Source organism: Arthrobacter sp. STN4, assembly GCF_024539665.1.
In the GTDB taxonomy this organism is placed as follows: domain Bacteria; phylum Actinomycetota; class Actinomycetes; order Actinomycetales; family Micrococcaceae; genus Specibacter.
The window spans coordinates 351,048-364,380 of sequence record NZ_JAKZGX010000001.1; the positions used below are offsets into that span (position 1 = coordinate 351,048).

Annotated in this window: 10 protein-coding genes; 6 read left to right on the forward strand and 4 right to left on the reverse strand. The window is 64.6% G+C overall.

Annotation, left to right across the window (positions count from 1 at the left end; all coding sequences use genetic code 11):
* Positions 1-15: 15 nt before the first annotated feature.
* The gene (locus MMF96_RS01690; protein WP_256882324.1) at positions 16-3,201 is read right to left on the reverse strand and encodes a type I restriction endonuclease subunit R; all 3,186 of its coding nucleotides are present in this window, start codon (positions 3,199-3,201) and stop codon (positions 16-18) included.
* Between the two features lie 420 nt (positions 3,202-3,621).
* Between MMF96_RS01690 and MMF96_RS01695 the strand changes: the two genes are divergently transcribed.
* The 4 genes from MMF96_RS01695 to MMF96_RS01710 all read left to right on the forward strand — a co-directional run bounded on the left by MMF96_RS01695 (position 3,622) and on the right by MMF96_RS01710 (position 7,035).
* Positions 3,622-5,478 (forward strand): plasmid pRiA4b ORF-3 family protein, encoded by a 1,857-nt coding sequence (locus MMF96_RS01695; RefSeq protein WP_256882325.1) that lies wholly within the window; start codon positions 3,622-3,624, stop codon positions 5,476-5,478.
* 331 nt (positions 5,479-5,809) lie between these two features.
* A complete protein-coding gene (locus tag MMF96_RS01700; RefSeq protein ID WP_256882326.1) occupies positions 5,810-6,190 on the forward strand; it encodes a hypothetical protein in 381 nt (126 codons plus the stop codon).
* A gap of 12 nt (positions 6,191-6,202) precedes the next feature.
* Positions 6,203-6,607 (forward strand): helix-turn-helix domain-containing protein, encoded by a 405-nt coding sequence (locus MMF96_RS01705; protein ID WP_256882327.1) that lies wholly within the window; start codon positions 6,203-6,205, stop codon positions 6,605-6,607.
* On the forward strand, positions 6,604-7,035 hold the full coding sequence (locus MMF96_RS01710; protein WP_256882328.1) for a hypothetical protein: 432 nt from the start codon (positions 6,604-6,606) through the stop codon (positions 7,033-7,035). The genes MMF96_RS01705 and MMF96_RS01710 overlap by 4 nt, the downstream gene beginning before the upstream one ends.
* A 28-nt stretch (positions 7,036-7,063) precedes the next feature.
* Here MMF96_RS01710 and MMF96_RS01715 read toward each other — a convergent pair whose 3' ends face one another.
* From MMF96_RS01715 to MMF96_RS01725, 3 genes are read right to left on the reverse strand one after another with little or no spacing between them, the layout of a single operon-like run.
* Positions 7,064-8,275, reverse strand: coding sequence for a restriction endonuclease subunit S (locus MMF96_RS01715; RefSeq protein WP_256882329.1), 1,212 nt, complete (start codon positions 8,273-8,275; stop codon positions 7,064-7,066).
* Positions 8,272-9,903 carry a class I SAM-dependent DNA methyltransferase gene (locus tag MMF96_RS01720; protein ID WP_256882330.1) on the reverse strand — a complete coding sequence of 544 codons (1,632 nt, stop codon included), beginning with the start codon at positions 9,901-9,903 and terminating at the stop codon, positions 8,272-8,274. Before MMF96_RS01720 ends, MMF96_RS01715 begins: the two co-directional genes overlap by 4 nt.
* A 14-nt stretch (positions 9,904-9,917) precedes the next feature.
* Positions 9,918-11,960 carry a hypothetical protein gene (locus MMF96_RS01725; protein WP_256882331.1) on the reverse strand — a complete coding sequence of 681 codons (2,043 nt, stop codon included), beginning with the start codon at positions 11,958-11,960 and terminating at the stop codon, positions 9,918-9,920.
* 178 nt (positions 11,961-12,138) lie between these two features.
* Here MMF96_RS01725 and MMF96_RS01730 point away from each other — a divergent pair, with 178 nt between their 5' ends.
* Positions 12,139-12,525 carry a hypothetical protein gene (locus MMF96_RS01730; RefSeq protein ID WP_256882332.1) on the forward strand — a complete coding sequence of 129 codons (387 nt, stop codon included), beginning with the start codon at positions 12,139-12,141 and terminating at the stop codon, positions 12,523-12,525.
* A 238-nt stretch (positions 12,526-12,763) separates the two neighbouring features.
* A complete protein-coding gene (locus tag MMF96_RS01735) occupies positions 12,764-13,315 on the forward strand; it encodes a hypothetical protein (RefSeq protein WP_176616985.1) in 552 nt (183 codons plus the stop codon).
* Positions 13,316-13,333: the final 18 nt, after the last annotated feature.

Genomic DNA, 13,333 nt, shown 5'->3' on the forward strand with positions numbered 1-13,333 from the left:
TGCTTTGTGTCGTCGCTACCGCGCCTCCGCGAACCGCGGTGCCATCGACTCCATCTGCTCCATGACCAGCTTGATGGCCTCCGGCTGCTTGTCCGGCGGATAATCGTTCAAGACCAGGAGCCTCTTGATGGATGAACGCAGCTTGGCGCGGACATCGTCGCGGACGGTCCAGTCCGTCCGAATGTCCCGCTGCATGACGCGCACCAGCTGGCGGGCGATCTCCGCCAGCTTTCCCTCGCCCTGGACTTCCACGGCGGATTCGTTGGAGGCCACGGCGTCGTAGAACGCGAGCTCATCCGAGTTAAGGGCCGGGTTGAAATGCTGCCCGCGGTTGCCTTCGGCGGCCACTTCCTTGGCCAGTTCCACCAGCTCGGCAATGACTTCAGCAGAAGTGAGCTGCTGGTTCGTGTACTTTTTCATCAGCTCGGTGATGCGCTCGGAAAACGCGCGTTGGCGCACAACGTTGTTCCGCGTCGTCGCCACCGACTCCTCGGACACCAGCTTGCGCAGCGCCTCGATGGCCAGCTGCGGGTTCCGCGCGCCCTTGGTCTTGGCGATGAACTCCGGCGTCAGGTCGTCCAGCGACGGCTTGGGCATGCCGGCCGCCGAGTAGATGTCCAGCACTTCGCCGGACGCCGTCGCCCCCGCAATCAGCTCGCCCAGCAGCCGCTGGATGTCCTCGGGGATGGGCTCGCCGGAGGCCTGGCGTTCGGCCGCGTCGTACTTGGCCATCCAGACCCGGATTTCCTCATACATCTGCACCTCGGGGCGCATTTGCGCCAGCGCGGCCGAGCCCGAGCACAGCGCCCAGGCGCGGGAGAGCTGCCCGCTGTACCGCCGATACCTGGAGGCCAGCGTTTCCCCGTTCGACGGCGCGTTCCCCGGCGTTGCGGGGTCGCGCAGGTAGGCGGTGGCGCCGGTGGCGGCGTTGATCCAGGCCTTGGGGCCGCCCTTGTTCAGCACGGCTTTCCAGTCGAAGCCGGCCAGCAGCTGCCCCAGCGTGCCCAGCAGGGTGACGGTCATGGCGACGGCTTCATCCACGTTCTTGCCCACGGGCTTGTTGGCCTGGTCGGACTGCGTGTATTCGCCCAGCGCCTTGGCCAGGTTGTCGGCCAGCGGCGCATAGGCCACCAGCAGCCCGTCCTCCTTGCCGCGGAAGGTGCGGTTGACCCGGGCCAGGGTTTGCATGAGCAGGGCACCCTTCAAGGGACGGTCCAGATACAGGGTGTGCAGCGGCGGGGCGTCAAAGCCGGTGAGCATCATGTCCTTGACAATGACCAGTTCCAGTTCATCGTCGGGGTCCTTGAGCCGGGCCTTGACCACGGCGTTCTCCGAGTCGCGGCGCACGTGGTCGGACACCGGTGGCCGGTCCGTGGCGTCGCCGGAGTAGACCACCTTGATCAGGCCTCCGGACAGCTCGGCCGAGTGCCAGTCCGGGCGCAGTGCCACGATGGCGCTGTAAAGCCGTGCGCAGATCTCGCGGGTGCCCCCAACGATCAGGGCCTTGCCCGCCACGGAGATGAACTTGTGCATGGCGGTCCGCCGGCCCTCCCAGTGCTCCACCAGGTCCGCAGCCAGTGCGGCGATGCGCTCCGGCGCGCCGTACACGGCGTTGACGACGGCGACGCTTGCCTCGATGCGCGCCCGCTCGGTCACGTCCAGGCCCACTGTGGCGTCGTCGGCTGCAGAGTCCAGCTGCTCCTCGGTGACCGAACCGGCCAGGCCCACCTTGATCAGGCGCGGCTCAAAGTAGACCGGCACCGTCGCGCCGTCGTCCACGGCACGGGTGAGGTCGTAAATGTCGATGTAGTCGCCGAAGACGTCGCGGGTGTTGCGGTCATCGAAGGAGATCGGGGTGCCCGTGAACGCGATCAGGGTCGCGTGCGGCAGGGCGTCGCGCAGGTGCCGGGCGTAGCCGTCCAGGTCGTCGTAGTGGCTGCGGTGCGCCTCGTCCACCACCACGATGATGTTCCGCCGGTCCGAAAGCAGCGGATGCTCCGTGCCGGCCTCCTTCTCGGCCTGGCTGCGGCCGAACTTCTGCAGCGTGGTGAAGTAGATGCCGCCGGTGGTGCGGTTGCCCAGTTCCTCCCGAAGCTCGGAGCGGCGGCGGATCTGCCGCGGCGCCTCGGGCAGCAGCTGGCTCTGGGCGAACGTCTCATACAGCTGGCCGTCGAGCTCGTTGCGGTCCGTGATGACCACCACCGTCGGGTTCTTCAGCCGGGGGTGGCGGATCACGCGGTTGGTGTAAAGCTCCATTTCCATGGACTTGCCGGATCCCTGGGTGTGCCAGACGACGCCGGCCTTCCCGTTGGATTCGACCGCCTGGACCGTATTTCCCACGGCCTTGGTGACGGCGAAATACTGGTGGGGCTTGGCAATGCGCTTGCTCAGCCCGTCGGCGTTTTCGTCGAAGGCGGTGAAGTCGTTGAGCAGCTGCAGGAACCGGTCCTGGTTGTACAGGCCCTGAAGGGCGGTCTCCATCCCGGTGACGGCCTCACCGTCCAGGGTGAACCCCGGTGGGACGGGCACGCCGTCGTCGTCCACGTTCCAGGGGGAGAAGTGGTTGAACGGGGTGAACGGGGTGCCGTATTTGGCCTGGATGCCGTCGCTGGCGAGGGTGAAGACGCAGAAGCGGAAGGCCATGGGGAATTCACGCAGGTAGGTTTGCAGCTGCGCGTGGGCGGCGGCGAGGTCGGCCTGGGCGCTGCCGGCCTTTTTCAGTTCGATGATGCTCACCGGCATGCCGTTGCAATACAGCACCAGGTCGAAGCGGCGCTTGTAGTCCCCGGCCACGAGGGTGACCTGGTTGACGGCGAGCCAGTTGTTCTGGTCGGGGTCGCGGCTGAGCAGGTGGATGGTGGCGTTGACGTCGGTGCCGTCGGCGTCGATGTAGCTGAGCCGGTAGCCCTGGACCAGGCAGGCGTGAATGCGCTGGTTTTCGGTGATGGCGTCGGTGGACTTGGGGGCGGTGATTTCCGCGAGCGCCTGCTTGAGGTACTGCATCGGGACGGTGGGGTTGAACTTTTGGAGGGCGGCGAGCATCCGGGGCCGGATGAGCAGTTCCGACCACGATTCGCGCTCGTCCCTGCCCGGGGCAATGTCCTCGCCGCGGACGGGTTTCCAGCCGAGCGGCTCGGCCAGCTGTTCCAGGGCGAGGCCCTCCCAGTCGGCCTCGGAAAAGCCCGTTCCCGCCACTGCCATGATGTGTTCTCCCCCGCGTGATTCTGCACTTGGTGTTGACGGTACCAGCCCGGGGTTGTCGCGACGCCTTCGTGAAGCGATAGGAGGGGTTATCAGTGTCCGACGTCTTGTGGATAACCATTGCAACTTCTTTTGCATGTTCTCGTGACGTTTAAACTTTTGGCCCTTTTCTTTACATGTCGCACTTCGGCGCGCTGCGCTGTGGACTCGTCGTCCCGCAATTGTTCGGCCGTCAAAACTTAATTGTTGACGCGCGAGAAGGGCAGAACTTCCGCAGGAATCCGGGGATCAAGCGCTGGCTGGCTTACTTGTTGGCTGGCCGACGTGCAAATGTTTGTCGCCCGCCCGGGCTCTCGCCCGCCCCGCCACTAGACTTGACTGTCGAGACTATTGACCATCCTGCAACGCGGAGGGAACCGCATGGCCAAGAAGACCAAACACAAGAGTGCCGCACAGCGAAGCGTGACCTCGGTGAGTGATTTGAGGGCGGAACGAGCCGTCGACGCCGTCACCCCGGCCTTTGTTGAGTGGTGCCGGCAAACAGAGGGGGGCAGGGCCGAAGAGGCCCTGGAAATTCTCAGGCCCGTCAAGCGGCTTGTTGCCGCCTACTTCCAGGCATCGCCGTCGTCGGAGGCGACCAACTTTGAACCGGGGCCGTTTGGGCTGGCCGTGGCGGAGACCATCAGCGGGTACGACGAAGATGATGAGGACGGCATAACCTTCGCCTTCGCCGCAATCCACGTTTATGTGGAATTCCTCGGGGAAACCGGGGCCTGGACCGGGACAGAAGAGAACTTCGATGCTGTGGACGAGCTGTTCCACATGGATGGCGAGGCATCTCTGCCCGAAATCGTGGCGCCGACACTGATGGAGGAAGAGGAGCTGGCCGGCCTGGCGGGGACGGGGCTCGCCCGGCGCCTGGAAAGGCTGTTGCTATGGCTGGGCGACGGCAGGACGGTCACGAGCACCGGTGCCTTGCGCCTGAAGGAGATCGAAGGTGCCGCTGCGGCCGTGGGCGTGGCGGCCAGGGGAGCGGCACGCAACGCCAAACGGGAACCGCTTCCCATGGACGATCTCGGAGACGCTTCCCCCGAAGCCATGGTGACAGTCAATTCCATGAACCAGGTCCCCATGCTCGTCAAGTTCTGGGCCGCCCTGGAAGCCAGCGACCTCATCGAGATCGGCTCCACCAAGGCGTGGCCCACGCCGCTTGCCGAGGAGTTCCTCGAGCCGGGACATCCGGGGGGCCTGGAAGTGCTGCGCGACTTCATGGCCAAATTCCTGGCCGTCGCCATTTATGGCGAGAATGATTGGGACCCGGCAGTCACCCAGGCCAGCATGGCGCAGACGGCTGCCCTCTATGCCGCCTGCACGGAGAAGCCCTTTCCTGTGGAGGTGCTGACCGACCCGGCCAAGTTGCAGCGCCTGGACCTGGACATGTATGCCGCCGCAATCCTGCAGGAACGGATGGATGAGCTGGCGGAATTGGGTCTGGTCACCTTGGACAAGGTCATCACGGTGCCGCCCGCCGTGGTGCCGGCTGTTGCGGCCGTCATGCAGGGCGCGTTGACGGATGGGCCCGACGACGCCGACGATCCGTGGGGTGATCCGTGGGGCGCGGGACCGCTGTTGCCGGGGTCGCCGGCCCGGCAGCCCGATGCGCCGAAGAAACAGCCGTCCCGGAAGCGGAAGAACCTCGCACCGGCACACATCCTGCAGCTGAAAGTCATGCTGAAGGGTTCCAAGCCGCCGATCTGGCGCCGCCTGCTGGTTCGTTCGGACCTGACGCTGGAGCAGATGCACCGGGTCATCCAGATGAGCTTTGAATGGCTTGGCTACCACCTGCACGAGTTCCGCGTCGGCGGGTGGCCAGGCACCTCCTATGGCCCGGCCGGCGGTGACGACGACGGGTTTGGCGACCCGCCCCTGGATGAGGCGTCCGTGACCATCGGCGAGCTGTTGACGGCGGAAAAGGATTCGATCACCTACACCTACGACTTTGGCGACGACTGGGTGCACGCCATCACCCTGGAGAAGACCTTGCCGCACGACGCCGGTGTGCCCGCCGTGCGCTGTACCGGCGGCCGCGGCCGGGGCCCGGCCGAAGACTGCGGTGGGGTGTGGGGCTGGGCCACAGTGGTGGAGGCCGTCAACGACCCCGCCCATGAGGAACATGCCGAATATCGCGAGTGGCTGGGCATGGATGACGGGGAGAGGCTGGACCCCAAGGCGTTCGACAAGGAGGAGCTGAACGAGGAGCTCGTGGAGATGTACTGACCGGGGCTCAGGATAGAACGCGCGGCACTTGGGTTCCAGGGAAAGGCCCGTCAGGGCGTACTGTCACGCGGGCGGCCAATGCACCCGAAAGTGGGTACATACGGCCGTTCGGAGCCTATTACACCCGAAATCGGGTGCAATAGCTGGACCTTCAGTCCGACGGTGGCGTTCCAATCATGGCTCACCTGCAGCCAGCTGCAATCAGCACAATAAAGCAGACGTCGGGGCCAGACATGGCTAGCCGTGGCGTGACAGACGCACGTCGGATTCGGGCGTTCTTGCCGCCGTTGAGCGTAGCTGTGATCTGCTACAGTGGAGGTGTAGTTCAGTTATGACTGAACTCGGCGGGCATTCGGTAGAGCTTCTTGATGATTGTCCGTGGGTGCTCGCGGTTGTGCGGACGTCAGGAAAGTGTGACGCTGCCGAGTTTATCCGGCACTTGGAGAAGAGGTACCAGGCTCGATATCGAAGATATTTTGAGTACCTGCGGGATGGAAAACCTATAAAGTCGCCCGAGAACTTTCGGACACTACAGCGCGAATCTGACGGAGCGGTCGTGGTCGAGCTCAAAGTAGACAAATATCGCCTCTATCTGGTGCATGATGAACCGTATTGGTGGGCAACTCATGGGAGGGACAAACCCAAAGACCATGCCGTGGGCGCAGAGATTGACAAAGCTTTGGCGGCGTACAGGGACGCAGCAACAAAATGAAGGGTTCGGAGAATGGGAATTTTTGACTCTGATGATCCCGAGTTTGCGCTAGCCTACGCGGAGGAGGCGGCCATGATCGACGCGAGCGAACTCATTGCTGAGGCGCTGGAGAAGTCTGGAATGGCCCGGGTCGAGCTTGCGCGTGCCCTGGACGTCAGCAAAAGTGAAGTGACAGCGCGTTTGGCAGGTGAACGAAACATTACGGTCCGGAATCTGGCGAAGACTCTTCACATGTTGGGGGCACGCCTTGAACTGAATATGGTCAACGAAAATGCAAGAGCGGCGAAGCAGGTTAATCGTGTTGTCCGGATGGAAGATTTCCGGGCCTTTAAACGCCGAAAGGCTACGTCGTTAGAGGAGCGGAGCCGGAGGATGACCGACGCTGAGCTCCGGCGGGCAATTCGGGCAGCCCAATGATGACACTTAAGTCTTCAGACCCGTTCGTTGCTGTCGATCACAGCGTTCTGGAAGCAAATATTGATGTCGGTGAAAACTTCCCGGAGCAGATTGTCTGGGAAGTGTCATATGGTGCCCTCGATCCTGATGGCAAGGACCGATCGGTCATGGGATGGCTGCTTGTCGCCGGTTCAGAAGTTCAGGTCACGGTGTTTCTTGGTGCTCTGCTGATCGAGAACGGAAAAAGGTACACCGAGGATGATTTCGTAAAGATCTTTGCCGAGTCGGACGCTTGCCGTGGCATGTACGACTCTGCACGCATGGCCGCAGCCGTCATGATCGGCCTGACCAAATCCAATCTCGCCATCCCAGCAGAAATGCCAGACGTATCTATCGCAAAGCTGAGCGAAGTCGACGACGAACTAGACATTGGTTACGACGGAGAGTAGCGACTTGCGTAACTCTCCGTCGTGGACGTCAGACGTGCTCTGCTGCAAGCGCTTCGACGTCCTTGACGCGGAGCTTGCCGGACATGAGCTGTGCCAGCAGCGCGTCGCGTGTTGCCGCAAGGCTAGTGTTTTCTTGGATCAGGCTCTCAACGGATCGCTGGAGTGCGGTAACCTGGACGCTGAATTCGCGAGCCGACTCTTCCCCCGGCCACGGCACGTGGACCGCTGACAAGTCTTTCCAACTCGTTCGGGGCATACGGGTCCCTTCACTTGCAGCGGTCACGCGTTCCACTACGTAGTCACTTGAAACGCTAGCTAAGGAAAAGCCGGACAAGTCTTGCGACGATGGAGTTAGAACTAGGATGTCGGTGGAGCAAACGCCAGCGAAGGGCGTGATAGCCACCTTGTGGAAGTATGGCCGAAGCTTTCCAAACAGGATGTCGCCCGGGTGAAATCCTGCTTTGGTGCTCGTCACGGAGTCAGCAAGCCCAAATGAATCTAGCCACATGGACCGCCGTGGAATATGTTCAAGGCCCACGTATCTAACTTCGGGACCCAAAGTGCTGGGATCTATCAGGTCCTTCCTGTTCGACGTAAGTTCGCCAATAGCGATGGTTTCACTGGCATCGGACGTTAGTCCAACGAACATGGACCGCACATAGTCATCCGCCGTCGCGGCGAGCTTGGTGTTGGCGGCGATCTTGTCGTCGAGGGCGCCCAGGACTTCTGCGATGGCGCGTTGTTCGTCCAGGGTGGGGATATTAACGGTCAAGGACTTGAGCTGCCCAAGATTGAATCCAGGGATTGTGCTGCCAATTGCTCGGGACTGTACTTCGAAGATCATCTTGGGCTGGCTCAAGTTGTAGTACAGGAATAGAGGATCAACTTTTGAGCGGTCCACCGTCAGTTTCATTTGCTTATTGGATACGATGTACTTCTCGTACCGGGAATCCGGACCTAGTAGACCAATTTGCCCGACTGTACCCCAGCAAGTGAATATCAAATCTCCGCGCTTGGCGGTGCTTCGACTAAACGTTTCGGCCAGCTCTGTCTCCAAGAATATGAGATCAGATTCGTTCAGTTTTGTGCCAACATTTTCGCTTAGGTTGCTGCCGCGCAACATAGGCACACCATCCTGCCGAAAGTGTTTAGACGAGACCGCTGAACCGAACGGGCCTGTAGCAAGTGCAGCTTTTTCGCTGGAGGCGAGTTCTTCGATCTTATGCGTTTCCCAGCTCATGAAACCCTCCCCAGCTGCTCGCGCACCACAGCTGCCAGGCGAGCCGACTCGTCGAACTGGGTGAAGAGCTCAGCAGAGAGACGGGCGATCTTGTCCTCGATGGGCTCGCCGTCGTCCTCAACCTCGGCGGCACCTACGTAACGGCCCGGGGTGAGGGCGTAATCCGCAGCCTTGATCTCGGCGAGGGTGACGGACTTGCAGAAGCCGGGGATGTCTTCGTAGGTTTTGGTCTCGACAAGCTCGACGGGCGTGGTACCGCGCCAGGCGTGGAAGGTGCCGGCGATGAGGGCGATGTCCTCATCGGAGAGGGCACGCTCGGCGCGGTCCACCATGTGCCCCAGGTTCCGGGCGTCGATGAACAGGACCTGGCCGGTCCGGTCCACGGAACCGTGCGCACCCAACGACTTGTCCTTGGCGAAGAACCACGTGCACACCGGGATGCCGGTGGAGCGGAACAGCTGGGTGGGCAGCGCCACCATGCAGGAAACCAGATCGGCTTCCACCAGCTGCGCACGGATCTCGCCCTCGCCGCCGGAGTTGGAGGACATGGACCCGTTGGCCATGACCACGCCGGCCGAGCCGCCGGGCGCCAGCTTGGAAATGATGTGCTGGATCCACGCGTAGTTCGCGTTGCCGGCCGGCGGCACGCCGTACTTCCAGCGGGGGTCCGATTCCGAGCGCGCCCAGTCCTTGATGTTGAACGGCGGGTTGGCCATGACGAAATCGGCCTGCATGTCCGGGTGCTGGTCGCGGGCAAACGTGTCGCCCCAGCGCGAGGCCAGGTTGCCGTTCAAACCATGGATGGCCAGGTTCATCTTCGCCATCCGCCACGTGCGCTCGTTCAATTCCTGCCCGTAGACCGAAATCTCCGAGCCCTCCTTGTGGTGGGCTTCGAGGAACTTCTCGGCCTGGACGAACATGCCGCCGGAACCGCAGCAGGGATCGTACACGCGGCCGTGGTCGGGGCGGAGCACTTCCACGAGCACGCGCACCACGCCGGCCGGGGTGTAGAACTCGCCGCCGCGCTTGCCTTCGGCGCGGGCAAACTTCTCCAGGAAGTATTCGTAAACCTCACCGAGCAGGTCGCGCGCCTTTGTGGCGCCCTGGCCGGTGAACTTGGCGGAGTTGAACAGGTCCAGCAGTTCGCCAAGGCGGCGCTGGTCCACATTGTCCCTGTTGAAGATCATCGGCAGCGTGGCCGCCAGCGACGGGTTGGCGCCCATCACATACGCCATGGCGTCGTCGATCAATTCGCCAATGCTCTTGGCATGTTCGTCCAGGGTGGCCTGTGTGCCCTTGGCATTCTGCGCCAGGAAGGTCCAGCGGGCGCGCGCCGGAACCCAAAACACGCCGCGGCCGGTGTACTCGTCCGCGTCGTCGATCAGCTGGCCAATCTGGTCCTCGTTCAGCCCGTCGGCCGCCAGCTCGGTGCGGATCTGCTCGCGCCGCTCGTCAAAGGCGTCGGAGACGTACTTCAGGAACACCAGCCCCAGGATGACGTCCTTGTACTGGGACGCATCCATGGAACCGCGCAGCTTGTCCGCAGCCTTCCACAGGGTGTCCTTGAGTTCCTTCATGGTGGACGGGGCGGCGTCCAGGTTCTTCGCGGTGCTTTTCTTCGGGGGCATTGAGCATCTTCCTTTTACGTTAAATCGATCGTAGCGTCCACGGCGAGCCCGCCGGCGCTGACGCCGTCGCGCAGGAGCGTGGTGAGTTCGGTGAGGCGGTCGAGCCTGAGCTGGGCGGCGGCCCGTTCCCGCTCCAGGAGTCCCAGGACGTGCTGCAACTGCTGTGCCGCTGCGTGCGGCACCAGCCGGAGTGCCCAGTGCCGCCAGTCCTTGGAGGCGGCGGCATTGATGTCCGCAGCGAGCAGCTCCGGCATGAGCCCGCCGGGATCGGCGCCGCTGATCCGCAGCACCCGCGCCGGGTACTCGACGACGGCGCCGCCCTCCCCGTCCACCAGCGCGGCGGGTGCGGGCGAGGTGGTGAAGACGACGTCGCCGGGCTCGGTCAGCCGCGCGTTGGGGTGGTTGGCCGCCAGGACCAGGCGGCCGATCCTCCTGGCAGCCGCGCCGCGGCGTCCCTTACCCGCGCCGTGCCCAAGTTCCGGCAGCCCGAGGACCCGGGCGCCGCCGTCGTGCGCCAGGGGGAGCCCCGCGGCCAGCCGCACACCCTGGACGTAGCGCAGGTGGCCCCGTGCCAGGAGCGACTCGACGGTGCCGCTGGACGGGGCTCCCTTGCCCAGCGACACCCTGAGGGGCACCGGCGCGGGGGTGGATCCGGGGTCGTTGAGTTGGGCCAGGAGCCGGTCCGCGCGCACCGCCTGCCCGGCGGCATCGGATTCGTCGGGCAGGTCGGCGCCGTGCCGGACCAGTGCGCCGCGCCGGGCCAGCAGGCGGGAGGTGGGGACAACCCGGGCAAAGCGCATGGCGTGGGCGTGGATTGTGCCGGCCGTGCCCAGGGAAAGGGCGAGGTCGCCCACCAGGTCCTGGACGGCGTCGGACGTCAGGACGGTGCCGGTGAGGTCGGCGACCATGGTCCAACGTTCGGCGATCGGCACCGAGGCGTGGGCCGGGCCCAGCACCCAGAGGGCCAGCGCCTGGCGGGTCCGGGCCGGGACCAGGCCGGCGGGGAGGCGGACGACGGCACGCACCCGCCCCGAACGCAGCAGGTCCGAGCGCACCTCGGCGGCCTTCACATCGTCGAGGGCGTCCGTGAGCACCGACGCGGGCGCCATGACGACGCCGCGCTGCGAATCGTCCATCTGCAGCACGGTGTTGTCAATGTCCGCCAGGATGTCCGGCGCGGCCAGGTCCGGGGCGCCGGGCGGCGGGTAGGACGCCACATGGACGGCCGGCTCCCCGACCGTGAACTGGCCGGTGCCCGTCACCGTGAGGGCCCTGCGCCGCGCGCCGTGGACCAGCAGGCGGCGCAGGGCGGTCCGCGACGCCTGGTCCCGCCCGCTGCGCGTGACGAACACGGGGTCCGCGTCCTCCGGCAGCCTGTCCAGGACGGCCACGAGCAGGTCGCTGCCGCCAGCGGTGGGATCGACAAACACGGGCCATCCGGTGTCGCCATGCCCGGCCAGTTCGACGGCGGTCCTCGCCGCCAGCTCGACGGCCGCTTCCGCGAGGGCCGTGTCCGCGTAGCCTCTCAAGCCCGCCCTGAAGCGCTCGCGCAGGAGCTGTTCCAAGGCGGCTGCGGGGGAGTAGGCGGCATCCACCAGCTGGTCGGCCCGGGCGGCCCATTCCTGGGCGTCTTGGCCCAGGCCCTCGATTTCCGAATAGAGGAAGTCGTCGTCGGGGTCCGCCTCGTCCGCGGCGTCGAGCAGTTCCCCGGGGCCGAGCGCGGCCAACGGGCCGCCCGCCAGCCGGCGCAGGGTGATCAGCGCGGTTTGGGCGGCAAAGGATGCCTCCGGGTCTGTCCGGGCCGAGTCGTGCCGGGCAAACGACGCCATGTCCGCCCGGGCGTGCGGGTTGTTGCCGTGCTGCGTGGCCTCGAGCCAACCGCCCACCTCGCCGGCGTCGAACAGCTGCTGGCCGCGGTTCACCTGGACCGGGTCCGGGAACGGGGTGGGCGTGTCCCTGCTGCGGCTGCGCCACATGGACACCACGGGCCGCTTCACGCGGGTAAGGGCGGCAATTTCCGCCAGCGAGATGCGCAGGGTCGTGGCCGGTTCGCTCATGTGCCCTCCTTTTCATCCGCATTTTGGGTGCGTGTACAGCTTATGTCGCAATCCACATTCTGTGAACAACATGTTGATAAGTCCCATTATCAGTTGTTTTTTAAAATCTGGTTCATCAACGGGCCTAGCGTGTTCCTGTCAGCAAGGAACAGCATCCGAAACATTGGGGGGAACCGTCATGGGCAGCACAATCGAAGGCACAGAGCCCGGCCACGAGCTCGTCTTCAGCACCTACGGCCACGTGCTGGGCCTGGCCAACGGAGTGCTGTTCGGCGCTGGCCAGCCGGCGCGCCGGCCCCAGGTGGCTGTTGCCGCACCGAAGGCGCGACTTGGCTGCCCGGACGGCGGGTCGGGGCAAGGTCCCGGCGACGATGCCCCGGTTGTTGACCCGCCGCTGCCGCAGGGTGGCCGTTCATTGGGGGACGGCCACCCTGCACCAACACACCTCTTGCCGAGGCCCCACGCTGGGGCGCCGGACGAGACCGGTGCTTGCACTTTCGAAGAACTGCAGGCCCCGTCACTGGGGGCCGGGCAGCACCACCCATCATCGCGCACCGATTCGTAGGGAAATTGACATGACAGAAAAAAACAGCCCGCAAGCGGCGGGCCCCGTGCCTCCCGCGAAAGGGGAGTCCGTTCCGGCTGAGACGATGACGCCCAAGAGCGGCCCCGCCTCTAAGCGAAGCCCCGCACCCAAGGGAGCGGGCCCCAAGGGAGGCCCGGCACCCAAGGGAAGTCCGACCAGGAAAACTGGCCCCGCACCAAAGGGGACCACCCGGAGCACGTGGAAGACGAAGGCGCTCGTGCTCGGTGCGGCCGCCGTCGTACTTCTGGGTGCGGGCACCTGGTTTGGCAGCAGCCTCCCGGACCCCACCGCCAGCGATGCCTATGTGCAACTTGCGCAGGACAAGGCCGGCGTGGATGAGGCGTTGAATAACTCAAGGTCCGCCTACCGCCAGCTCGATGGCCAGTTTGCAGCCTTGCAAAGCCAAATCAAGGGGCGCGAGGATGCGGTTGCGGAGCGTGAAAGTGCCGTGAGCGCTGCCGAAAAGAAGGTCGGGGAGGACCAGGCGGCAGTGAAGAAGCGCGAGGACGCCGTCTCCGGGGCCGAGAAGGAGAAGGCCAAAAACACCATTGGTGAAGGCACCTGGGCCGTCGGGCGCGACATCGCCCCCGGCACGTACGTGAGCACCTCGGCCGTCGATTCCGACTGCTACTGGGCCATTCTTGCCGGCGGCAGCAACGGCTCCGACATCATCGAAAACGACATCCCCGGCGGCGGGCGTCCATCCGTGACGCTCAGTGCCGGCCAGGACTTCAAGACCTCCCGTTGCGGGACCTGGACCAAGCAGTAGCCCGGTCCGAACCATTGC